The sequence below is a fragment of the Enterococcus sp. DIV1067f genome (assembly GCF_050543505.1).
Classification (GTDB): domain Bacteria; phylum Bacillota; class Bacilli; order Lactobacillales; family Enterococcaceae; genus Enterococcus_D; species Enterococcus_D entomosocium.
Window position 1 is genome coordinate 580,165 of sequence record NZ_CP172940.1, and the last position, 22,886, is coordinate 603,050.

21 protein-coding genes and 1 pseudogene are annotated in these 22,886 nt (G+C 40.9%); 13 read left to right on the forward strand and 9 right to left on the reverse strand.

The features are described from left to right. A complete protein-coding gene (locus IGJ42_RS02685) occupies positions 1-846 on the forward strand; it encodes a class I SAM-dependent methyltransferase (protein WP_139960426.1) in 846 nt (281 codons plus the stop codon). A gap of 114 nt (positions 847-960) precedes the next feature. Here the strand turns inward: IGJ42_RS02685 and IGJ42_RS02690 are convergent, their stop codons facing one another. The 3 genes from IGJ42_RS02690 to IGJ42_RS02700 all read right to left on the reverse strand — a co-directional run bounded on the left by IGJ42_RS02690 (position 961) and on the right by IGJ42_RS02700 (position 2,988). Beyond that, positions 961-1,422: a GNAT family N-acetyltransferase gene (locus IGJ42_RS02690; RefSeq protein WP_008377933.1), complete on the reverse strand. Its 462-nt coding sequence runs from the start codon at positions 1,420-1,422 to the stop codon at positions 961-963. Between the two features lie 98 nt (positions 1,423-1,520). Next, a complete protein-coding gene (locus IGJ42_RS02695; RefSeq protein ID WP_429961064.1) occupies positions 1,521-2,090 on the reverse strand; it encodes a helicase in 570 nt (189 codons plus the stop codon). Position 2,091: 1 nt separating this feature from the next. Beyond that, entirely contained in the window at positions 2,092-2,988 is an 897-nt protein-coding gene (locus IGJ42_RS02700; RefSeq protein ID WP_430615905.1) for a helix-turn-helix transcriptional regulator, read from the reverse strand. Positions 2,989-3,081: 93 nt separating this feature from the next. Here IGJ42_RS02700 and IGJ42_RS02705 point away from each other — a divergent pair, with 93 nt between their 5' ends. The 5 genes from IGJ42_RS02705 to IGJ42_RS02725 all read left to right on the forward strand — a co-directional run bounded on the left by IGJ42_RS02705 (position 3,082) and on the right by IGJ42_RS02725 (position 8,931). After that, positions 3,082-3,498: an effector binding domain-containing protein gene (locus tag IGJ42_RS02705; RefSeq protein ID WP_061053752.1), complete on the forward strand. Its 417-nt coding sequence runs from the start codon at positions 3,082-3,084 to the stop codon at positions 3,496-3,498. Between the two features lie 27 nt (positions 3,499-3,525). After that, positions 3,526-4,038 carry a ClbS/DfsB family four-helix bundle protein gene (locus IGJ42_RS02710; RefSeq protein ID WP_061053753.1) on the forward strand — a complete coding sequence of 171 codons (513 nt, stop codon included), beginning with the start codon at positions 3,526-3,528 and terminating at the stop codon, positions 4,036-4,038. A 274-nt stretch (positions 4,039-4,312) separates the two neighbouring features. Next, on the forward strand, positions 4,313-5,044 hold the full coding sequence (locus tag IGJ42_RS02715; RefSeq protein WP_429961065.1) for a class I SAM-dependent methyltransferase: 732 nt from the start codon (positions 4,313-4,315) through the stop codon (positions 5,042-5,044). A gap of 365 nt (positions 5,045-5,409) precedes the next feature. Continuing rightward, positions 5,410-7,773 carry an HAD-IC family P-type ATPase gene (locus IGJ42_RS02720; RefSeq protein ID WP_430615908.1) on the forward strand — a complete coding sequence of 788 codons (2,364 nt, stop codon included), beginning with the start codon at positions 5,410-5,412 and terminating at the stop codon, positions 7,771-7,773. Between the two features lie 231 nt (positions 7,774-8,004). Continuing rightward, complete coding sequence (locus IGJ42_RS02725) at positions 8,005-8,931, forward strand: LacI family DNA-binding transcriptional regulator (RefSeq protein WP_008377949.1); 927 nt, start codon at positions 8,005-8,007, stop codon at positions 8,929-8,931. A 413-nt stretch (positions 8,932-9,344) separates the two neighbouring features. On the opposite strand, the gene IGJ42_RS02730 is transcribed toward IGJ42_RS02725, so the two are convergent. Next, the gene (locus IGJ42_RS02730; protein ID WP_005227564.1) at positions 9,345-9,533 is read right to left on the reverse strand and encodes a hypothetical protein; all 189 of its coding nucleotides are present in this window, start codon (positions 9,531-9,533) and stop codon (positions 9,345-9,347) included. Positions 9,534-10,487: 954 nt separating this feature from the next. Between IGJ42_RS02730 and IGJ42_RS02735 the strand changes: the two genes are divergently transcribed. The 4 genes from IGJ42_RS02735 (at position 10,488) to IGJ42_RS02750 (ending at position 13,539) form a co-directional block, all read left to right on the forward strand. Further along, a complete protein-coding gene (locus tag IGJ42_RS02735; RefSeq protein WP_422705405.1) occupies positions 10,488-11,012 on the forward strand; it encodes a hypothetical protein in 525 nt (174 codons plus the stop codon). Positions 11,013-11,243: 231 nt separating this feature from the next. After that, entirely contained in the window at positions 11,244-12,551 is a 1,308-nt protein-coding gene (locus IGJ42_RS02740) for a DUF3440 domain-containing protein (protein ID WP_008377955.1), read from the forward strand. Between the two features lie 36 nt (positions 12,552-12,587). Beyond that, a complete protein-coding gene (locus IGJ42_RS02745; RefSeq protein WP_430615909.1) occupies positions 12,588-13,079 on the forward strand; it encodes a hypothetical protein in 492 nt (163 codons plus the stop codon). After that, the gene (locus IGJ42_RS02750; protein ID WP_034871891.1) at positions 13,006-13,539 is read left to right on the forward strand and encodes an IbrB-like domain-containing protein; all 534 of its coding nucleotides are present in this window, start codon (positions 13,006-13,008) and stop codon (positions 13,537-13,539) included. Before IGJ42_RS02745 ends, IGJ42_RS02750 begins: the two co-directional genes overlap by 74 nt. A gap of 51 nt (positions 13,540-13,590) precedes the next feature. On the opposite strand, the gene IGJ42_RS02755 is transcribed toward IGJ42_RS02750, so the two are convergent. From IGJ42_RS02755 to IGJ42_RS02765, 3 genes are all read right to left on the reverse strand, one after another. Then, positions 13,591-13,743, reverse strand: a complete 153-nt coding sequence (locus IGJ42_RS02755) for a hypothetical protein (protein WP_008377957.1) — start codon at positions 13,741-13,743, stop codon at positions 13,591-13,593. Between the two features lie 502 nt (positions 13,744-14,245). Continuing rightward, positions 14,246-15,112 (reverse strand): LysR family transcriptional regulator, encoded by an 867-nt coding sequence (locus IGJ42_RS02760; protein WP_008377960.1) that lies wholly within the window; start codon positions 15,110-15,112, stop codon positions 14,246-14,248. Positions 15,113-15,570: 458 nt separating this feature from the next. Next, on the reverse strand, positions 15,571-17,076 hold the full coding sequence (locus tag IGJ42_RS02765; RefSeq protein ID WP_016611300.1) for a helix-turn-helix domain-containing protein: 1,506 nt from the start codon (positions 17,074-17,076) through the stop codon (positions 15,571-15,573). Positions 17,077-17,373: 297 nt separating this feature from the next. Here IGJ42_RS02765 and IGJ42_RS02770 point away from each other — a divergent pair, with 297 nt between their 5' ends. Continuing rightward, the gene (locus tag IGJ42_RS02770) at positions 17,374-19,947 is read left to right on the forward strand and encodes a bacterial Ig-like domain-containing protein (protein WP_430615911.1); all 2,574 of its coding nucleotides are present in this window, start codon (positions 17,374-17,376) and stop codon (positions 19,945-19,947) included. Further along, a complete protein-coding gene (locus tag IGJ42_RS02775; RefSeq protein ID WP_258185873.1) occupies positions 19,944-20,033 on the forward strand; it encodes an LPXTG cell wall anchor domain-containing protein in 90 nt (29 codons plus the stop codon). The genes IGJ42_RS02770 and IGJ42_RS02775 overlap by 4 nt, the downstream gene beginning before the upstream one ends. Positions 20,034-20,290: 257 nt before the next feature. Here the strand turns inward: IGJ42_RS02775 and IGJ42_RS02780 are convergent, their stop codons facing one another. Then, the gene (locus IGJ42_RS02780; protein ID WP_430616130.1) at positions 20,291-20,809 is read right to left on the reverse strand and encodes a helix-turn-helix domain-containing protein; all 519 of its coding nucleotides are present in this window, start codon (positions 20,807-20,809) and stop codon (positions 20,291-20,293) included. A gap of 36 nt (positions 20,810-20,845) precedes the next feature. After that, positions 20,846-21,025: pseudogene (locus IGJ42_RS02785) on the reverse strand (AraC family ligand binding domain-containing protein); the annotation flags it as partial. A gap of 224 nt (positions 21,026-21,249) precedes the next feature. Between IGJ42_RS02785 and IGJ42_RS02790 the strand changes: the two are divergent. Next, positions 21,250-22,875 carry a glycoside hydrolase family 43 protein gene (locus IGJ42_RS02790; protein ID WP_422705403.1) on the forward strand — a complete coding sequence of 542 codons (1,626 nt, stop codon included), beginning with the start codon at positions 21,250-21,252 and terminating at the stop codon, positions 22,873-22,875. Positions 22,876-22,886 lie beyond the last annotated feature (11 nt).

Genomic DNA, 22,886 nt, shown 5'->3' on the forward strand with positions numbered 1-22,886 from the left:
ATGTACCAAGAATTGAGAAAGGCAATCGAGCGGCCACCGCTCTATAAAAAAATGGCAGAGGCGTTTTGGGACGATGCGTATATTTCCAAGCAAATGTTAAAGGCTCATTTGGATCCTGATTTTGAGGGAGCTAGTAGAAAGGTTGACTTTATCAACGAATCCGTTCGATGGATCAGTCGCCTTGTTCCGCCAGAAAAACAGACGCAACTTCTTGATATCGGCTGCGGACCAGGGATCTACGCGGAAAAATTTGCAGCGCTGGGCTATGAAGTGACAGGCGTTGATTACTCCAGAAGATCCCTTACCTATGCGAGAGATTCTGCGAATAAGCGGGAACTAAATATTACCTATCTATTTGATAACTATTTGGAGATGGCATTGCCTCAGCAATTTGATTTTATTACCTTGATTTATTGCGACTATGGTGCCTTAAATCCAGAGGAACGCAAACTACTGCTAAAAAATGTGCTGGCGCATCTAAAACCGGGTGGCAAATTTTTGTTCGATGTATTTACGATTGCACAGTTTTTAACGCTTAATGAAGAGCAGACCTGGGAAAGTCACGAATCAGAAGGGTTTTGGCGGGGGGAGCCCCATCTTGTGCTATATCAACGATGGAAATATCCTGATTACGTCTTGCTGGAGCAAACAACGATTTTAGCAGAAGGTGAGACCACAAATTATTACTTATGGACGACCTATTTTACAAAAGATGCATTGCTGAGGGAAGTTCAGGCTGCAGGCTTTGATATCTGTGAGGTATTTGGCGATGCTAAAGGCAGTCCTTATAGCGAAGAAGATTCAACAATGGCGATACTTTTGAAGAAGCCACAACTGAAAGAGTAGTTTTCTGTAAATAGAAACAAAAAGAAACGATGATTTTTCGTCGTTTCTTTTTGTTTGGCTCGGAACTGATCGATCAATTTTTTCGTACTAATGATCGGGCCTATTCAACACTACTCATTCAGCGAAACGTCGAACCATCGTAATATCTGTTTCCAAATAGCCCATTTTTTTGTATAGCTGATACGCAGATTGATTATGGGCAAAAACGTGCAAGCCGATCTCAGTGATGCCTTGCTGGATCGCCCACTTTTCCAAAGCTTGTAACGCTTTGGTTCCATAGCCTTTTCCTCGCTGGTCTTCCTCGATGATAAAGTCATAGATGAAGGCTTTCTGGGCAGCTGTGTTGATCCAAATCACCCCGATCGGTTCACTAAAATCAGCTGCAAATAAAGAAAACAAGTGATTGTTTTCAGTGGCAGTCCCTTGAGGAAGTAAAGAAGCAAAGCTTTCTTTGGCGAGGGAGAGGGCCTCGTCTTTGGCCCATGTGCCTGCTTGGATTTTGTCATTGGCGTATTCGAAAACAGCATTGGCTAAGTAGGCAGCGTAGTCGCTGTCTTTCATTGGTATTAAGTTCATCTATTTCTCCTTTCGTCCTTTTGGATTCTCCCTATCTTGCAGAATGATTGCAGTAAGGGGAAATGGGGACGCTTGATTGGTAACTATTTGTTCCCCCTTCAGTTGAAGGTCTCTGACAGCGGGTCTCGTCGTTGAAACAAAAACAGGTCATCCGGTGCAAACTGGTGGCGTGCATCGCAAGTATAGCCTCGCAACCAGTCACAACCATCGATGCGGCGAACGTAGAATCCTTTGGGGAAATCATCGGTTTTCTCCAAAGGCATAGAAGCGATCGTGATTGCGGCAGCTGGCGCTTTTCCTTGGGATTGCAGTCCGGTGCTATTTGCCAGTTGATGATAACTGAGGCGAAAGTGTAAGGCCATTTCCAATGTACAATCGGTCAGTCCATAAGAAGGTGCAGCTGCAAAAATCTCCGTCAACGAGCCACCTTGTGTGAGTCCCAGTTCTTTAAGGGAAACAATCACACAAGTAGTACGCTGTTTATCGGCACTGAGGGAGAGGTGGGGATGGCGCAAGAGCTGGTTGGCATACGCGTTTAAGTGAATCTGCTGTTCTTCCAACTGCTGGCAAAGGCGGGCTAGCGAAACCCCGCCATAGTCTACGATCACTTCTTTCAAATCAAACACTCCTTTCAATAGGGATCCATTTCTTGAAAAATCAGTTCGCACCCTAGCTCTCAGTCAAATTGGCATAAATCGCAGCAACTTCTTCTTGGTAACGATTCTTTAGTCGAGGGGGACTTAAAATGTGTAGGCTTTTTCCAAAAGAGAACAAATAGGGCACCACCCAGCTTTCCTCGGGTAAATCAACGGTAACTACAGCAGTGCCTTCCTCCGTCAAAGTAATATCCTGATGATCAAACTCATCATATACCCGATAAAGAACGTCGGCTTGAAAGAATAGACGAGCGGGATAGGTGTCAATAGTCAGTTCAATGGCAGAATCAGGCGCAGTGACCGGAAAAAAATGCTGTTCAGTGACGTGGACCTGACTCATGCGGCTGATTTTAAATGTCCGAAAGGCATTCTTTTGCTGGTCGAAGGCTTGCAGATACCATGCTTGCGAACGAAAAAGCAGTTTGTAAGGCTGACAGACGCGTTTTTGCGGTCCCTGTTTACTGATATAGTCAAAGGTGATCACGTGGTTCGTTAAAATACTCTTTTTTAATAAATCAAACGTGTCGTTGCCGTTTTCTCGCCGATGCCAAGTGGAAAAATCAACTTCTAGCCAGTCTGCATCGTTTTGCTGGAATAAGGATTGCAGTTTTGCCAATGATTCTCCGCTGATCTGTGGCGTCAGCTGGCGAATCCCTTTCAACGCCAACAGCAGGTTTTTCCGTTCTTCCTCTGATAATAACATTTTATCCAACACAAAACTGCTTAACAAATAGACGCCGCCATTTCGACCCGTTTCGGTATAGATGGGTACGCCAATACTGCTTAGGGTATTGATATCTCTGGTGATGGTGCGAGTCGAGACTTCAAATTGTTTGGCTAATTCAGAAGTGGTTGCTTTTTCATGATTCAACAGGTGGTAGATAAGGCCGAACAGGCGTGTCGTGCTCACTTGGTTTACTCCTTTTATAAAAAGATGATAAAACACTGACAGAAGGTGTCTAGGTTTCTATCGTATCATAAAGGCAAAGAAGGAGGAACACTAATGAAATTTTCGATAATAGAAACGGAAAGAACCAATAATTTTACTGATCCAGCGATTCAAGCAAAAATCACTGGCTTATGGGAGAAAAACAGCGAGGCGGTCAAGAAAGCCGCAGAAAAAGGAACGGTCATCGCTTGCGTTTACCACGAGTATGAGTCAAACTATCAAGGAGACTATGCCGTTTCGCTTTGTTTCGAAGAAACGGAGCAAGCAGACTTTGATACAGAAAAATATACTTGGAAAAAGTATCCGGTCGATCGGCGCGATGCGCAGGGCATTCTGACTACTTGGCGTCAAGTCTGGTCAGAGGAAGAAAACCAGCAGTTGCAGCGCAGGTATTCCTTTGATTTCGAACAGTATGCGCCAGACGGCGAAGTAACGATTTTTATCGCCATTGAAGAAAGCGACAAAGAGTAACCATTTTCCTGAATAGGAGGACAGTCAATGAGACAGTACGAAAGCAAAGCAGACTTGATCCAAGAGATCACAGAACGTTACCAAAAATTTCGCCAAGAATTTGTTGAAATTCCCGAAGCGTTACGAAATCAACGGATAGCAAGTGTCGACAAGACCCCTTCAGAAAATTTGTCTTACCAAATCGGCTGGGTCAGTTTGTTATTGTCATGGGAAACACAGGAACAACAAGGGATGAGCGTTCACACACCTGCTGAAGGGTATAAATGGAACAACCTTGGTGGATTGTATCAATCCTTTTATCAGACATATGGCAGTTTGACCTTAGCACAGCAGCAAGAGCTCTTAGACCAAAAGGTGACGGCACTTTGCCAGTGGATCGAAGGCTTATCCGATCAGGAATTGTTTGAAGCAGGGCAACGGGATTGGGCAACCACCAAAGCACAGTGGCCAGTCTATAAATGGATCCATATCAATACAGTAGCACCCTTTACCAATTTCCGAACGAAAATCCGAAAATGGAAAAAGGAAGCACTGCATTGATCAATAGAGAAATGAATGAATCGAACAGGAAAATCACACCCTTTTCATAGTGTGATTTTTTGCTGTACATAAAAAAACGGTTTATTGAGAAACAATGGCAAAGAAGCATACATGGCTTGCTATCAATTGTGAGAGACTGAAAATCGTGCTATGATGGCGTTAATCAGAGCAAGGAGGAAAAAGCTGATGTGTGGTGGCATTATTTCCCAAAAAATTGCCTAAGCCCATGTAGATCAAGACCAGCAAAAAACGATTTACATGGGAGGAACAAATGATGAAAGAAAACAAATATGATGACCAAACGTTTTTTACTAAATACAGTGAAATGACTCGTTCACAAAAAGGCCTGCAAGGAGCTGGGGAATGGCAGACGCTAGAAAAAATGTTGCCTGATTTCGAAAAAAAGCAGGTACTTGATCTAGGTTGTGGGTATGGATGGCATTGCCAATATGCTGTAGACCATGGAGCGGCAGCAGTACTAAGAACTGACATTTCTCAACGGATGCTTGAGGAGGCTAAGAAAAGGTACCCTGATCCGAAAATAACGTATCAATGTGTCGCAATGGAAGAAGTGACACTTCCTCCAGCCACAATAGACGTTGTTTTAAGTTCATTGGCGTTTCACTATGTGGCAACGTTCGAAACATTGATCAAAAGCATATCGGTCTGGCTGAAACCTGGTGGTGTACTCGTATTTTCGGTGGAGCATCCTGTTTATACTGCGGAAGGATCGCAAGATTGGCAGTATGATATGCAGGGGGGAATCCAGCATTTCCCAGTCGATCATTACTATTATGAAGGCAAGCGGCAAGCGCAATTTTTAGGTGAAACGGTGACGAAATACCATCGTACCCTGACAACCTATTTAATGACCTTATTGCAAAACGGCTTTATTTTAGAAAAAGTGATTGAGCCGCAGCCGCCAGAAGAATTACTGAAAGTACCGGGAATGAAAGACGAAATGCGCCGACCAATGATGCTGCTAATAGCTGCTAGAAAAAGCTGACTTAAAGAATTGTTAAACAGTTGATCCGTTAAGATCAGCTGTTTTTTTGTTTTGTGTCATCGTAAGAAATAACTGGAGAAGCCTGTGACCGCTTAATGTCTAGTTAGTGGAGTTAATAAAATAAACTGTTATTTTAAGTGCTAAAGTGACGCGAAGGTGACAAAAATGAAACGCCAATTCGTAAAAGGGTATGCTATATTTTAGACAGTACTTGTTTTTTTACGAAAAAAAGCCGGCAGTCGATGGCGTATCTTACGCAATCGCCGCCAATCTGTTTTATAAAAAAACGCAAAACCATTCCCAAGTCCGATGCACGTTTGCTGAATATTCAGCAAACGAAAAGTAAATGACTATGAATAGAAAGGGTGAGGATCATCGAAAACAACCAAACCATTGGCTTAACGTCAGGGGAAGTCAAGGCGCGGGTGCAGCGCGGTCAAGTCAATAAGACAAAAAAGGATACGACGAATACGTACCCGAAAATCCTGTTTACCAATATCTTTACCTTTTTCAATTTAATCAACTGTGTCCTATTCTTTCTCGTCTGTTTGACGGGTTCTTATCAAAACGGTTTGTTCGTCTTTGTTGTCTTCAGCAATGTGATCATCAATCTCTTTCAAGAAGTTCGTTCCAAACGAACGCTAGATAAGCTGGCACTGCTAAAAGTTGCCAAAGCCGATGTTTATCGGGATGGTAAGCTGGAGAATTTGCCGATCCACAAACTCGTAATGGATGATGTGTTACGACTGAAAAGCGGGGATCAAGTGCCGACGGATGCCAAAGTCATTCAAGGATCTTTAGAAGTCAATGAATCCTTGCTGACTGGTGAAATGGATACGATCCACAAACAGCCGGCAGACGAGTTGTTTTCTGGCAGTTTTATCACTGCTGGTGAAGCGTTGTGCCAAGTGATCCACGTAGGCGCTGATAACTATATCGCAAAAATCAACAAAGAAGCCAAGACCATCAAACGACAAAAATACTTGATCCAAGGCAGTTTGAATAAAATCATTCGTTGGATCAGCTTGATTTTGGTACCGTTATGTACCCTCTTGTTTATCAAACAGTTCTATTTCTCTCATGCGGCTTTCAACACCGCCATCTTACGGACGGTGGCGGCAGCTGTAGGGATGTTCCCCGAAGGTTTGTTTTTATTGACCAGTGTCACATTGACCATCAGTGCCGTCTACCTGGCGCGCAAAAAAGTGATGGTGCAGGAATTGAACTGCATTGATGCTTTGGCACGGGTCGATGTTCTTTGCTTAGACAAAACCGGCACGATCACCGAAGGCAAGATGACGGTGGAAAAGACGATTTCCTTTCAATCGGAAACACCGTTGGCAGAAATCACCGGCAACTTAATGGCTCAGCTACCCGATCAGAACCCAACGGCAATGGCGCTACGAACCTTTTTTTCAGAAAAAACGACGTACCAGATGCAGCAAGTCGTCCCCTTTTCATCTGACCGCAAATTCAGTTGCGTCACGTTTGAAGGGCAAGGCACTTATTTCATCGGAGCTGCGTCGATTTTACTGGGAACCAACCATGAAGCTGTCTTAAAACAGGAAAGACAGCTGGCAGAAGAAGGCTACCGGGTGATCGTTTTGGCGCACAGTGCGCAAGGCTATGAGGAGGCAGGACTGCCGACGGATATTGAACCGTTAGGATTTTATTTACTGTCAGACACGATCCGTGAAGATGCCAAAGAGACCTTGGAGTATTTTCGTTCACAAGCAATCCAATGCAAGATCATCTCTGGCGATGATCCAGTGACAGTCAGTCAAATCGCGAAAAAAGTCAATCTACCAGGGGCTGCTGATTTTATCGATGTATCAAAATTAACTGCAGCCGGATTAAAAGAAGCTGTCAGCAACTATCAGATTTTTGGTCGAGTGACGCCGCAACAAAAGAAAGAAATGGTACTCTACTTGAAAGAACAAGGGCATACTGTCGCGATGACTGGCGATGGCGTCAACGATGTTTTGGCGCTGAAAGAAGCAGACTGTTCCATCGCGATGGCTTCCGGTGTCGATGCTGCGCGCCAAGTATCAAATTTGGTGCTTTTGGAAAATCAATTCGATGCTTTGCCATCGGTCATGGATGAAGGCCGCCGAGTAATCAATAACATTACTCGCTCAGGTTCATTGGTGTTAGTGCAAGTCTTATTCTCCATCATGATCACTATGGGGACGTTGTTATCAGGAACGACATATCCTTTTGAGCCGATCCAATTAACGATCATCAATGCCTGCTTTGTCGGCATTCCGACCTTCTTTTTAAACTTTGAACCAGACTTCAATCGGATCAAAGGGGACTTTATGACAACGATTTTCAAAAATGCTTTTCCAACAGCATTGACGATTACGGTAGGAACTCTGCTGATCATCAACTTTGGCTATTGGTTCAACAGTAGCAGCAAAGCTCTATCGATCATGAGCATTATTTTTACCGCTTGGAACTATCGCTTGATCCAGAAAAAAGTCTATCCAGCTATCAACAGCTATCGAACGATGATTTTTTTCAGCACCCAGATCTTGTACTTTGCTGCCTTGATCGTCGGTCGTGACCTCTTTAACCTAGGCAATACCAGCTATCTCAACCTCATTCTCTTGATTGCCTTGTTGAATTTTTCCGCCTATATGCAACGCTTTGCGGATAAGGGAATCGAGTTACTGATGCGAAGGTATACGAAGAAACGTAAAAGCTTATCAAAAGAAATGATTCAGTAAACAGTAGAAAAACTGATTGCTTAAGTAGCGCTTGTAGCTTGCTAAGCAATCAGTTTTTGTTTATAAATAAATTTCTTTTATTTTCAAGGAGTCTAAGTCTTGCTATGAAACTCGTTTCATACCGTACAATCAACCAAGGGACCTTTTCAGAAAATTTGTCGAAAGTGAATCAGTAAATTTTCTATGGTAGACTTAGGTCAATCGTAAAACAAACAGATAGGAATGAAGGAAATGGCAACGATACGCGATATAGCAAAAATCACTGGTTTTTCGATCACGACAGTCTCTCGTGTGATCAATGGCCATCCTTATGTCGATGAGCAAAAGCGAGCAGCGATTTTGGCGGTGATGGAAGAACTGGATTACAAACCGAATAAGATCGCCCAAAAGCTCAGCTCGGGGAAAACCTATAATATTGGGGTCATCGTGCCGTTTGTCAATCACGCCTTTTTTGATGGGATTCTAAATGGCATTATGGAAGAAGCCTTTGCTAAAAAATACAAAGTGACGTTATTGCCGACCAATTTTGATCGGAAATTGGAACTAGAATATCTAGAAGAATTCGCTGCAAAAGGGTTTGACGGATTGATCGTTATTACCCGTGCAAATCATATCGAGACGTTTTATCCCTACATGGAAAAAGGACCGATCGTTTTTTGTGAAAATTCGACCGGTACTGCTGTTCCTTTCGTTGCGATCGACTTGGTCGGCTCTGTGACAGCTAGTATCAATTATTTAAAAGAACAAGGCGTAAAACGTTTGGGACTGACGCTCGGGCGCAGCAAACGTCTTAGCTGCAATTCAGTCAATACCATCGCAAAAGCCAAGGAGCTGTTTCCTGCTTTTTCGGAAGCCGATATTTATTGGGATTGTATCAAAGCACAAGACGGGATTTCCGCAGCAGCCTTTTTTAAAGAACGAGGAATCGATGGGGTGATCACAAATGGAGACGAAATCGCAGCAATGATTTTGAATCAATACTCCCACGGGACAGCACCCATCGTGATTGGACAAGAAAACCTGCTTATCAGTCAAATGCTGCATTTTTCTTCCGTTGAGTTTCATCTGAATCAGTGCGGCAAAGAAGCCTTTCGCTTGTTTCAAGAAAGAAAACAAGAACAGATCATTCTGCCTTATGAACTTATTATTCGTGAATAATCATTGTCAAAAAAAGAACACACCTTATTACGAGAGGTGTGTTTTTGCCTGATTTTTAAAGGGAATTTGAGGAGATAAAATAAAAAAATAAAGAAAAAATCAATTTTGAATGCTTGCTTTTCACAGAGTAAAGGGCTACCATTGGTCTGTGGCTTTTTCGCCACAAAAATAGGAAACGTATCAGACAAGAGTACTTGGGGAAGATTCTCTTGGGGGAAGCCTGATACGTTTCCTTTTGTTCATTCTAACACTATTTATATATAAAGTAGAGAGATATTGAGTAGATAAATAAAAATACTGCTGTAATTGATGAATAGGAAAAGAGCAAGCTCACAAAGGACTACTTTCAAATCGTTTTCCTACAACATGTTGGATGGCAAATGGCTCCTCATGTTTTGGTTAATAAAAGAGGATCAACTAACTAATTGTGTGGCACCAACTAGAAAATTACATAGCTTAGCAACACCTGTTTCAGCTGTTTCTTTGATTAGAACAGTTGCAGTATTTTCGTAAACATGAATCACACTAACTTCTTGTAAACCGGTAAAGCCAATAACATTTGCCTGATAGTTTTGACCAGGGAACACTTGGTATTTTTCCATGTTTTTATCTCCTTCATTATTCTTATTTCAAAAGAATAATAATTAAAATTTAAGAAAAAGTAAAGTGAAACGATTTTTCATTCAAAAACACAGCCCTTTGGCGTTTGTCTCGAGTAGTTTCGATCTTTTTCTGCAATTTTTCATTATTTTTTTCAATAAATATGCGGTGGCTTATTGAACTTTATTCAAGAATATGTACCTCTTTTTTTAGCAGCAACCACAGATTTCATCTAAACGAATGGGAGAAAACAGCAGCTGAATTGTTTGTTTTGTACCGGATTGGGGCTTATAATAAAAATAGGAAGAAGGATCGACGTCACCGCTTCCTAAATCAATTGAAAAGGGCGTGGAAGTTATGGAAAACGTATACCGAAATAACTTTGTCAAAAGAACTATTCAACTGATGTTTGCACCAAAAAAAATCAGAAAGCGTCCACCAGAACAATGGATCAAAATGCCTACCGACCGAGGTATTCGGAGAAAGGACGCGTGATCCAGCATCTCGCAGCTATGCGTGAAATAGTATTTGAAGAGAAAAGAACGTTAGGAAGTCCCGAACGCGGGACTTCCTTTTTTGTGTCAGTGACATTGGGAATTTAACGAGAAAGTAGTTGCCAGCAGGTTCTCTTGTGAAGGGCTCCTTTCAGAAAAAGATATAAAAGGAAGCTTGCACTTTTCCTAGCGCTCAATAGACGAACGGAAGAAATCAATAGATAGCAGTGTTAGTGGATAAAGGATCGAAAGGATTCTTTCCAGCTGTTTTCAATTTTAAATTGGGTTTTCCAAAAAGTATGATATTCAAAGTGGCGTTAGTCTACCTACGTTATCAGAATGGATGATTGATAAAAGAAGGGGAATATAAAAGCCACTTTTTTCGCACATAGATTCTGTTAAAATAAACATAGAGGTTCAAACCTGTAAAATAATCTTATAATTTTTAAAGAAGGTGAAAGCATGGACTACCTAGAAATCGCAGGTCATTTCCAGACAACATCCTTTGATCCCCAACCGTTTGTGCAAACGACGATCGATGATCGAAAGGTAAGAGATAGACTAGTGGAGAATGTCGTTGATGGTCAAAATCATATCAATGAGTATTTTAATAGTTATTTGATCATTAAAGAAGTAGCCGTTAAAAACCCTGAGCTGATTTATGATGAATGGGAACGGATCTGGGCATTGCATACCCATAAAAACTCCTATCATCGGTGGATCGCTCATGATTTGATCAGTCAACTTTTGGTGATTGATCATGAAGACAAGTTTGAAGGGATCAAGCAAGAGTATGTACTGCTGCCTAAAGGAGAAAAAATTAGTAATTTCTTGAAGATGACTGAAAACATCCAGGAAGCCAGTCGATACAAAGACCTTCAGCAAGAGATTCAGCGTTTACTTGCGGATCAAGAATGGCTGTCCCACTTCAATGAAAAACAAGTGAAGCGTATTGAAAAAGTCCTTCAAACCCTTTTGGCTGAATGAATCAAGAAAAGCAATAAAACTTGTTTCAGAAGGAATTTTTCTACTATTTTTCTTGATTACTAGGAATAGTAGTGAGCAATGGGGAACACATTGCAATGATAGCTAACAATTATTTGCATGTATCGAATGCAAAATCTCCCTTAAGTCCTTGTAAGAAGCTAAGTGAAACTTTATACTAGAATGTAATACTTATTCAAAAAAAGGACAAATAAAATGAGGACATGAGCTTTTATGAAGAAATATTGTAAGGATAATGTGCTGGAAGCGGCGATGACGCGCCTGGAATATATTTTTGATACCTTTCCCCATGTTTATTTCTCTTTCAGTGGTGGAAAAGATAGCGGTGCCATGATTCAGTTGGCTGACCAAGTCGCCCGACAAAAAAAGAAAACTTTTGATCTGCTGATTTTAGATATCGAGGCAAATTATGATGCTACGAGAACGTTCATGGAAAAAATCAAAGCGTTACCAACTATCAATCAAACCTTTCACTTCTGTTTGCCCTTTTATGAGGACAACAACACTAGCGTATTTCAGCCACAATGGCTGATGTGGGATGAACAAGAACGTGAGAAGTGGGTACAGATGATGCCAAAAGATGCGATTTCACTTGCTGATTTAGATGAATCATTGATGGAAATCTATCAGAGTGCAAATATGAATCCAGATAAGTTCTTACGAAACTTTGCTCACTGGTACGCAAACTATCATCAGTGTGAACCCGTTGCTTGTGGCGTTGGCATCCGAACACAGGAAAGTCTATACCGATATCGGTCGATAACTTCGCCAAAGTATAACTTTCGGAAGCAATGCTGGATCAAACGGCAAGTAGCAGATTCCATGGTCGTCAATTTTTACCCCATCTATGATTGGAAGACAGAAGATGTCTGGGGCGCCTATGCCCATTTTGACTGGCCGATCAATGGCTTTTATGAAAAATTATATGATCATGGCGTTCCGATTCATCAAATGCGAATCTGTCAGCCTTATGGTATGCAGCAACGAAAAGGCTTATATCAATATGCTCTGGTGGAACCGGAAACGTGGGAACGGGTCGTCAACCGCGTGTCAGGAGCCAATTTTGGTCGATTGTATGCCCAGACGGGATTATTGGCGCATTACAATACGAGAAAGCCAAGTCATATGACTTGGCAAGAGTATGCGGTCTTTTTACTGGAATCAATTGGACTTTATTCAAAGAAATTACAGGACCATTATTACCGCAAAATCACGATCTTGATTGATCATTATCGAGAAAAGCACGGAATCGAAGTGGAAGACATTCCCGATGTGACCAAACGTAAGGAGTGGCTGAAAAACGAAGTGCTCTGGCATGACTGGAAAGGGATCGCTCGTGCGTTAGAAAAAAATGATTTTTCTTTGAGCACGCGACAATACAGTCTGACGAAAAAAGATGAGACGGAATTGTATGAGTTGGCGGTCGATTTTGGGGCGGCGTTGGGAATCGAGCATTTACCCAAGTATCAGTTAAAAAAATTGAATGCCAAATATGAGTATTTAACGAAAAAAATCACCTGACGATGGACGAATGTGTCCCTAGAGAGGAAGGGTTTTGTGAACGAACGATTGGTTTTATTTTTTCCACCGTATAAGAAAAGCCAATTCTATCAATTGATGGGGGCTTTTTTTGCGGAACGGGTGTATCAGCAGCAATTTCCGTACTTAGTCAATGATGAGAACTGCTACTGGTATGTGATTCTTGATGACGAAAAACGGGTGACCGCTTTTTCTTATTATGAAAAAGGCGTCAATAAAGTTGAGCTAGGGGAATTTTATGAAAAAGATCCAACTGCTCAATTTAAAAAGTTTCTTTTACGGAAAATGTTGGTGGATATCAGCCGCAACTACCCAGAAGCAGAGATTCTCGCTTCTAGTAACCAGCCTAGTGAAATTGCACTTTTGGAGTCAAAAGGGTTTGCGGTCTATCGACAAACAAAAAATTATTCATTTCTAAAAAGGAGTGTAGTACCTCATGAGCGATATCGATTTTCCAGTGTTAGCGGCGAAGCTGATCCCGGTCAGCAAGATTCACGCGAATACGTATAATCCCAACACCGTGGCTGCTCCAGAGATGGATTTGCTGGAACTGTCGATTCGGGAAGATGGCTTTACGCAGCCACTGGTTTGTTACCACGATAAGGAGCAGGACAAGTATATTTTGATCGATGGGTTTCATCGGTATGTCGTAGCAAAAGACCGCCTGGCGTTGCCAAGCGTTCCGGTCACAGTGATCGATAAGCCTTTTGAGAATCGCATCGCTTCAACGATTCGCCACAATCGAGCACGTGGTACCCATGGCATCGAGAAGATGGGAAACATCGTGCAGCAGTTGGTCGCTAACGAGTGGTCGGATGAACGAATTGCCAAGGAATTGGGGATGGACCGCGAAGAGGTCTTTCGCTTTAAGCAGCGCTCAGGCTTAAAAAGTGCCTTTTCCAACCATGAATTCAGCAAATCTTGGATTGAGTTTGAAAAAAGATATTACAAAGGCAAAAAAGAGACCTGAGAGGTTGAAAAAACTATCTAAAAAAGCTATCTATTAGAAGACAGCGATTCGTTAATAATTCTTTTTAAATTTTGAATAGGTGTTTTTTACAACGATAACGATCAGATTGATCACCATCGACAAACAAAGCGTCCCTAAGAGAATGGCCAGGATCACACCTAATGTGTCTCTTAGAAAGCTGAAGATCGCTTCAATGATAAACATAGTTTTTCCTCCTTTTCTCATCGTCTATTTTTTCTGACAATTGCAAAAATAGGCTCCTTGAGCAATAACTGCCTGCTACTAAAAACATGATCGAACGGTTTTCAAGTCCAGCCTTTTTTGGTGATTGTTCTTTTCCAAAGTAGAGTATACATTGGAAAGGATGAAAGAACGTTTCTATTTTTTATAATCGGTAAAAAATTCTGAAATATAAAGAACAACAGTGGCTTTTTTATCTCCTGCGGATAGCATGAATAATCGTACCAGTTTGCATAAAAAAAGTAAAATGATAACAAAAAGTGAGTGGCGAAACAAGAGGTAATCATCTGATTGAATAATAATAAGCGAAATGAAAAGCTATGCTGCACAACGTCTGTAGAACAGAAAGAGGTTGTGCGGCTATTTGTTTTCACGCTGCTTCTTTGCTGCTAGAATAAATACTATCATTTTTTTTTGAAGAATAACTGCATGAAAATCGATCGTGATCAAACTGATTTTATAACAATTACAGTAAGCGCATTTTTAACTCAAAGACAAACTTTTTTGTAATATTCGGGAAAAGTGTCAATGGTTGCTTTGACAGTAAGCCAATCGTCATGCGGAGATTCGGTAAAGGCAGTGATAAAATTTTTACTTGAGCGCATGTTTGATCAATGATCGAACGCGGGACTAGACCGCAGAAGCCTGTTTGTTCAATCAAATAAGGAATCGTCGTGCTGCTGCTGACATATTCCCATTGGAGCGAAGGTACACACTGGTCAAGGTAGCCCTCGATATTTCTAAGTGCAGGACAGTCACCGCCGGAACTGTATAGATGGATTCCTGTAAGGTCGGCTAATTCCTTAATGATCAATGGGTTCGTGATCGAAGTGATGCAGCAGATTTCTTCTTGTAAAAGTTCTTCATAGACAAAGGAATCTTCGTGAGGAAGTGAGCATAACGCAAAATCAATACGATTTTCTTTTAATGCATCGGCTAATGCCAGCGTGGATCCCACCATGATCTCGAATTTTATTTTTGGGTATTGGTGGGAAAATACATGGAGAAGCTCCGGTAAAATCAACATGTCATAAGGGGGGACGATGCCCATCCGTAAAGAATATTCGACTGTGTTCGAAGCATTGAGCAACTGTTCTTTGACCTCCTCCCACTGAGCGATCAGACCAGGAACCGCCTGTTTCAACAATTCACCTTCCAACGTGAGTACATTGCTTTTTCCTTCCAAAAATAACGCTACTTCTAACTCTTCTTCTAACTTTTTGATATGGTTCGTAACCGTCGATTGGGCATAGTTTAATTTAGCAGCAGCTTTCGTAAACGTACCTTCTTCAACGATCGTTTTAAAGGAGTGCAGCTCTTTGATAAAATCCACATTGGTCCCCCTCTCTTTTTACCTATTATACAAAAAAGGAGCGGGGAGAAGATTTCTTTTTTTTCTAGTAAATAAAAAAAATAGATACAAAAGTTATTTAAAACATGCAGTCTGTTTTGATCGTATGTTTCTTTGCTTTTAAAATAACGCTTTTCACATTTGGGGCTAAGAGTAGCTGCTAAAATTTCTATCATAAAAAATACACCAAACATCCCAACTTTTCAGGTATTACGAGCAGCACACGAAAACAAGACAATGAATTTTTACGCTGCGCTTGAAAAGAAAAGCGTTTGTTAGGAGAGGAATCTTGAAAAAAGGTCTGATTTTTTTCGGATGTGAAAAAAATAGACACGCTAAGAGAAAAGAAAAATGGATACTTAGGAAAGGACTAAAATAGCAAACCATGCAATGAAAAAACTGACGGCGCTTCCTTCAAGAAGGCCGACAGTTGCCTTAGGTCAATGAATCGGTGTGATTCTTGGCTGAATCAGCTGTTCAATCGTTTTGTGGATGATCGTCCAGTCCGAAAGGGTAGGAACATTGGAAATTCGTAGTTGCTGAAATTTGGGGTTACTTTTCAGATGCAAGTCAAAATTGCTAACGATCAAATCAATTTCTCGATGGATCAATTCTTGTTCATCAGGAGCCACTTCAAAAAAATAACTGATTTCTGTATGGTCATTTTTGAATAGCTCTGTTGATGCGGCTAAAAAGGCATCTAATCCAGCACCACCTTGAAAAGCAAAGGCCACTTTGAGATGTTTTTTCAACTGATTGCTAGAAGAAAGTTCGCTTAACAAGGTCAACGTAACTGCGACATGCTCTAAGTGAGTAAACGAAAAGAAACGACTTTGTTCATTAAACTGTTTCAACCATTTATTCCAAGCAAGGTAGTCCGTCTTGAATGTCGCTTCAACAAAGGTTTTGATCTGGGGATCGGCAAATTCGTAATTCGCAGAAATCATCGTTAACAAGCGGAGATTTACGAGATATGCGATGATTTTGTGTGATGCTGCAGGAAGGATAGCTATTCCAGGTTTCTTTAAAAAGGCAGCAACTTCTGCGAGAATTTCTGGTTTCTCTGTATGATGAAAAATGTAATCCGCTTCGCTTTCCCCATTAATATCCATCGTACTATACGAAATGCAGTGGAGAGCATTGAGGAAGATCCAAAGGAGTTCTTGTTGCGGCAAGTGGATGATCCGGTATTTTTTCAAATAATGTTCGTTTAATATTTTTGAGAAAACAGCGAAGCGTTCTTTCTCTAATAGATTGCGTTCTAAAGACGGTGGCAATGTCAAAAAGTAAGAATAGCGCCACCTACGCTTGGCAATACTTAGCCATAGGGCAAGTCGATAATGACTGTAATGCAAATCTTTTTTGTTGGCTTCTTTTGCTTTTTGGACCAGAAGACGCGCATCTGCAGGGCTGTCTTTATCTAAGATCGTGCTATCGCCATAAGCGGAGAAAAAGACAAACAGACAAAAGCGAATATCGGCTTCGGTACCGATAAAATCAAGATGATTCGTTGCGATGGTCACAGAATAGGTTTGTAAAGATTTGTTCATATAACTGATCGTTCGCAACAGATGACTGCGGGAATAGCCAAATTCGATCGTTGCTCGGTGAATAGAGTATTTTTTATTATCAATGATACTAGACATGATTTTAAACTCCAACGTTTCCATGCCCAAAAGCTGAATGGCAGAATTGATTGAAGCATTTGGTGCATACTCAATCGAAACGATGTTGGATCCAGAAAGTTTGATCTTGACCAGATCTTTCGGCAAACTGTCGCTTAAAATACTTAATTCTTTAGAGACTGTAGGCAAGGAAAGTCCCAATAATGTCGCCAACTCTTGCGGGTGATATCCTGCGGGTGCTGCATTTAGCACTTGCAGAATTTTTACTTGACGAGAAAATGCCTTATCTCGATGTAAGTTGATGGATAAATTTTCTAACATTGATGTCACCACCTCTTTCAAGACCCTGTGGGAGCGATCAGCGATCGAATATAAAAACCATTCGTTTTAAGCAAATTATATAATACTCTGGGCCATTCAAGAAGTCTTATCCCTTGAAAATTGAAGGAATTCATGTTAAAGATGCGGCGCCCACATATTTTTGCGAAGGACAGTCATTTAAGGGAGTTATTTTATAGAAAACACCCCTGCCAGTTGCAGTCAACCAAAATTTGGACAGATTGGAACGGAAGTAAGTGTGAATAAAGTTTGGAAAAAGAAAAAGGAGAAAAAGTAAAAATGAAAAAACGCGTAGTTATAATTAAGAGCGGTTTAATAGGGATGCTGATTTTAGGGACAACCTTTCCAAGCACATGGCCGATCGCTCAGGCAACAGAAAGACAACAAACAGAGCAGCAAACACCATTCATAGACTCATCGGTTCCCTTGCTGGCAGATTCAACAGGAAGCATGAACACAGGAGAAAAGACAGATACCCAAGAAGGAAATGCTGACGTCATATCTTCTGAAACAACCGAAAGTGAAGTGGTGACCACCACTTCAAACTCAGAAACAAATCAATCTAACGCAGCTGATGCTGCAGAAAAAACTCAAATTTCAGTTACTGCCCCATCTGCTGAAACCAATGTAGAATCTACGAATAGTCAACCTCTCGCTGCAGAATCAACGAAGAGTATCGAGAGTTTCAACTACGATCTGACTGTAGAATATGATCCGATCAAGTATAAAGCACTGGTTTTGGATTTGCCAATCCCGGAAAAATACGCACACCAAACACTATACCAAGACCCGCAGCTGACAGAAGATTTTTATGTCTACAAAACGGATAAGGTATACACGCTGGTGGGACTATGGCATACAAGTGAAGTGACTGGTACCAATCAATTAAATATATCTTGGACAAGCTTCACAGGTTTTACGATCAACTACTACGGTTTAACAGCGGTTTTAGAATATACCGACGCTAACGGTAACCTTTTGTTTACAGCAACATATAATATTCGCTTTACAAATAGCCATCTGACCATTAAATATGTGGATGAGACTGGTATGGAAATCTATCCTTCCCAAACGATCAATGATAGTACCAATGAGCCTTATGATGTCTCTACAAGTGCGTTTATTCCACAAATTCCGGGGTACATCCTTGATACCAGTCAACTGCCAACGAATGCAAAAGGTGTTCTTCCTCGTGGCGAAGTAACGGTGACGTACGTCTATCAAAAAGCACCGACTGGCTATACCGATCTGACCGTGAAAGATACCACGATTTATGAACAAGATACATGGACAGCGGCGGATAATTTTGAGCAAGCTATTTCAAAAGAAGGCAAAACTTTGACTTATGAGGAATTTATTGCTGAGGGTGGTCGTGTTTCCGGACAAGTAGATACTAACAAAGCCGCTACGTATAAAATCAGTTATCAATTGAATCATGTGAGTAAAGAAGCAACGATACTCGTAAAACCACGATTCACTGCGATTAAGGTTCATGATTCTTCGATATACGTCGGCGATGACTGGGCCGCAGAAGATAACTTTGATCAAGCCGTAGATCGGGATAACAACCCAGTTTCGTTTGCGGATGTGAACGTTGAAGGAAGCGTAGATACTAAAAAATCGGGGTCCTATGAGGTAGTTTATCGTTATGATGGAGTAGCATCAAAAGCTGTGATCACCGTCAAAGCCGACCAAACCAAGGTGACTGCCCATGACAGCGAGTTGTACACAGGGGATAACTGGACAGCTAAGGATAATTTCGATAATGCAACAGATAGAGACGGTTCATCTGTTGATTTTGGGGATATCACTGTCACGGGAACTGTCGATACAACGCAAGCAGGCAAGTACGAGGTCACTTACAGCTATCACGGCGTAGAAAGCAAAGCCACTATCACCGTCAAAGCCAACCAAACGGCAGTCAAAGTCCACGATAGTGAGTTGTATACAGGGGATAACTGGACAGCTAAGGATAATTTCGATAATGCAACAGATAGAGACGGTTCATCTGTTGATTTTGGGGATATCACTGTCACAGGGATTGTCGATACAACGAAAGCAGGCAAATATGAAGTCATTTACGGCTATCAAGGCGTAGAAAGTAAAGCCCTTATCACCGTCAAAGCCGATCAAACTACAGTCAAAGTCCACGATAGTGAGTTGTACACAGGGGGAAACTGGACAGGCAAAGACAACTTCGATAGCGCAACAGATCGGGATGGTAAACCTGTTGATTTTGAGGATATCAATGCCACGGGAACTGTCGATACAACGAAAGCTGGCAAGTACGAGGTCACTTACAGCTATCACGGAATAGAAAGCAAAGCCCTTATTACCGTCAAGGCGGATCAAACGTCCCTGAACGTTCACGATTCAACGATGGATCAAGGTGATGAATGGCAGCCAGAAACAAACTTTGATTCTGCCACTGATCGTGATGGCGAAGAAGTAGCGTACTCAGAAGTAGAAGTTCAGGGCAAAGTGAACACCGATAAAATTGGTCAATACATGGTTTCCTACCAATACGGAGCAGTGACCGCCCGTGCTGTCATTACTGTACAAGCAAAAGTCAGCCAAGCGCCTAACGAAACACCACCAACCGAAGCACCAGAAACGGATCTTCCAGAAGAGGAGTGTCCTGAGACAGAAATACCTGAGACGGAAGAATCTAATTCAGCGACTGAAGAGCCAATACAGTCGGGACCTGAGACCGGGGAATCAGAAACAGCGGGTGTGGGAAAAAATGAAAATGGTCCATCAGAACAATCAAATGAACTCTCAGCTACCGGCCGCAAACCACCACTGAAAGAAAGTACTCAACAGCTAAGCAACTGCCGAAAACAGGAGAAATAAGTAGTGTCTTCCTAAGCGTTACCGGGATTGTATTCTTAATCGGTGGGGTGATCCTTTTTTATCGAAAAAAATCACAGAAAAAATAGCAGTTGGATCAACAAAACAACTTGCTAAATTAGAACTAGATAAAAGTGTAATCCAAATGGCTACTGAATTTTAACTTGTTCATTTATCTGCTATGATAGTTTTCTAATAAAGGGATTGTTGAAAAGTATTTTCAACACGCATTTGGGTAAATAGTTTAGAGGAATGACAACTTCGATAGTAAAGCATATTAAAGGAATAGAGTGACAGCAGATAAAGGTGCTGTTACGCTATTCCTTATTTGTTAGTAACAAATGATTCAGGATACAAAATTGGCAATATTCGTTTTGCGATAGCTGTTTGGTGAAACGCCTACCCAATTTTTGAATTGTCGACTAAAGTGTGCGGGGTGCGAATAGCCAAGTCTTTCCGAGATACTTTCTATCGTAATATCAGGGATAGTTAACAGTCGTTTGGCTTCTTTTAATTTAAGTGAGTCCAAATAATTTTTTGGTGAAATACCGTAAATTTTTTTAATCAAGATATCGATCTTTTCAGTATTTTTTCTTTCAAAAAAGTGATGAAAATTGTGATTGATAACTTCTGCAATACTTCTAGCGATACTAAGCGTTTGAATGTTGGTATTTTTTTTAGGATCCAGTTCAGTGAATCTTATAAGTTCAAAAATCAGTTTTGTTAAAATTTGAATGGTTAAGATTTTATCAGAAAGTGAAAAACTAGGTGCTTTATCATAGAGATCGATCCATTCATTGATGATTACTTGGAGTGTAGTGTTCTCAGCTGTGTGTTTTTCGAAGATCAAGGGAATATTCTTCATTAGTACATAGCGTAAAACGGGTTCATCGATATCGAAATGTGCGGTAAAGTAGCGTAAGCCATTTTCTGAGTAACAGGCATTTAAGTGGAGCATACCCGGAGGGATAATCAAGATATCTCCTGCATCCAATAAATACTCCTTTTGGTTGATCGTGGTTTTCTGCTTCCCAGATAAAATAAGTAGGATTTCAAAAGCATTATGAGAGTCTAAGTAGCTAGTCCAGCCATAAGGAACTTTTTATGTATGTGCCGAAAAGAAACGGACACTAGTATCTAAATTCGGTAGAAACGCTAGATGATTATATAAGCTCTTTTTCATAGTTTGATCTCCGTGGTTTTTGGTAAGTTTAACGTGGTAAAAACCATTTCTAAATTTATTAATAAAAGTATACTTTAGATAGGAACTGAATGAAAGCGTTTTCAAAAAAAGGGGATGATTTTATGATTCAAAATCCAATATTAAAAGGCTTTAACCCAGATCCATCAATTTGTAAAAGGGGGGATACTTATTATATTGCCACATCGACATTCGAGTGGTTTCCCGGTGTACAGATATGCGAGTCGAAAGATTTAAAGAACTGGCGTTTACTTGTTCGTCCGTTAAATAGAATAAGTCAGCTGGATATGGTTGGTGTTCCAGATAGTGGTGGCGTCTGGGCTCCTTGTTTGACATACGCAGACGGAAAATTTTGGTTGGTGTATTCAATTATGCGTGAACACCGTGCCTTTAAAGATGTCCGCAACTATTTAGTAACCGCTGATGATATAGAAGGTCCATGGAGTGAACCAATCTTTCTAAATGCGAGTGGTTTTGATCCGTCGCTTTTCCACGATGATGACGGGAAAAAGTATCTATTGAATATGATCTATGATTTTAGAAATGATCATCCTTGGAATTACGGAATCGCTATTCAGGAATTTGATGAGGGGAAAGAACAATTGGTAGGAAAACCAGAAATTATTTTTAAAGGAACCCATTTAGAGAAAACAGAGGGGCCACATATTTATTTTATCAATGGTTATTATTATCTTTTCACAGCGGAGGGAGGATCCCAGTGGGGGCATTCAGTTACTGTGGCCCGCTCGATATCATTGTATGGACCGTATGAAGTACACCCTGATAATCCTATCCTGACCGCTTGGTATTCTCCCGAAAATGATTTGCAAAAAACGGGACATGCGTCATTAATTAAAACGGATAGTGAGGAATGGTATATCGCATACTTAGCAAGCCGTCCAATTAAACGAAAAGGAAAAGGCTTATTTGAAGAAAGAGGATTTTGTACCTTAGGGCGTGAATCGGCATTAGCAAAAATTGAATGGACAGTAGACGATTGGCCGATCGTGACTGGTGGAAAAGTTGCGCAAAAGTACGTACCCACACCAAACCTACTAGAGCACCCTTGGTCCAGTACACCTAAAAAGAATTATTTCGCTTCGGGGATTCCTTCCGAGTTTCAAACCCTAAGAATTCCGTTTAGCCAAAAAATGGGACAGATAACAAAGAAAGGATTGGTTTTATACGGACAGGAATCCTTGTATTCAGTTTTCGAACAATCCTTACTTGCCCGTAGATTTGAATCTGTAAATTTTATAGCTGAAATAGCGGTTGATTTTTCCCCTTCGTATTTTCAACAAAGTGCTGGTTTGGTCTGTTACTACAACAGTAAGAATTGGACCTCGCTACAGGTTACGGCTAACGAGCAATTAGGGAAAGTTTTGACAATTTTAAAATGTGAAGGAGCAAAACTTAGTTGGCCCTTGAGAGATCCAATCGTTCTCACTGAAGAAGGGAATGTGTATCTGAGAGTTAAGGTCAATGCTCGTTTTTATCAGTTTTTTTATTCATTGGATGGGAAGAATTGGAAAGAACTTTCTTTCATGTTTGATACTTACAAACTTTCAGATGATTACATTGCAAAACCATTCTTGGGACCTACAGGAAGTGCATTTACGGGTGCTTTTGTAGGCGTTCACTGCAATGATTTAACAGGGATGAGGCAAGAAGCTACTTTTGAATATTTTAGTTATCAAGATATAGCGGAAGACGAAGTCACTAAAAATTAAGGATAGAGGAG

Bases quoted from the DNA above. Each gene is read 5' to 3' on its own strand.
- IGJ42_RS02685 (WP_139960426.1), top strand. From the start codon at position 1: ATGTACCAAGAATTGAGAAAGGCAATCGAGCGGCCACCGCTCTATAAA.
- IGJ42_RS02690 (WP_008377933.1), bottom strand. From the start codon at position 1,422: ATGAACTTAATACCAATGAAAGACAGCGACTACGCTGCCTACTTAGCC.
- IGJ42_RS02705 (WP_061053752.1), top strand. From the start codon at position 3,082: ATGAAATTTTCGATAATAGAAACGGAAAGAACCAATAATTTTACTGAT.
- IGJ42_RS02710 (WP_061053753.1), top strand. From the start codon at position 3,526: ATGAGACAGTACGAAAGCAAAGCAGACTTGATCCAAGAGATCACAGAA.
- IGJ42_RS02715 (WP_429961065.1), top strand. From the start codon at position 4,313: ATGAAAGAAAACAAATATGATGACCAAACGTTTTTTACTAAATACAGT.
- IGJ42_RS02725 (WP_008377949.1), top strand. From the start codon at position 8,005: ATGGCAACGATACGCGATATAGCAAAAATCACTGGTTTTTCGATCACG.
- IGJ42_RS02730 (WP_005227564.1), bottom strand. From the start codon at position 9,533: ATGGAAAAATACCAAGTGTTCCCTGGTCAAAACTATCAGGCAAATGTT.
- IGJ42_RS02735 (WP_422705405.1), top strand. From the start codon at position 10,488: ATGGACTACCTAGAAATCGCAGGTCATTTCCAGACAACATCCTTTGAT.
- IGJ42_RS02740 (WP_008377955.1), top strand. From the start codon at position 11,244: ATGAAGAAATATTGTAAGGATAATGTGCTGGAAGCGGCGATGACGCGC.
- IGJ42_RS02750 (WP_034871891.1), top strand. From the start codon at position 13,006: ATGAGCGATATCGATTTTCCAGTGTTAGCGGCGAAGCTGATCCCGGTC.
- IGJ42_RS02755 (WP_008377957.1), bottom strand. From the start codon at position 13,743: ATGTTTATCATTGAAGCGATCTTCAGCTTTCTAAGAGACACATTAGGT.
- IGJ42_RS02765 (WP_016611300.1), bottom strand. From the start codon at position 17,076: ATGTTAGAAAATTTATCCATCAACTTACATCGAGATAAGGCATTTTCT.
- IGJ42_RS02770 (WP_430615911.1), top strand. From the start codon at position 17,374: ATGAAAAAACGCGTAGTTATAATTAAGAGCGGTTTAATAGGGATGCTG.
- IGJ42_RS02780 (WP_430616130.1), bottom strand. From the start codon at position 20,809: ATGAAGAATATTCCCTTGATCTTCGAAAAACACACAGCTGAGAACACT.
- IGJ42_RS02790 (WP_422705403.1), top strand. From the start codon at position 21,250: ATGATTCAAAATCCAATATTAAAAGGCTTTAACCCAGATCCATCAATT.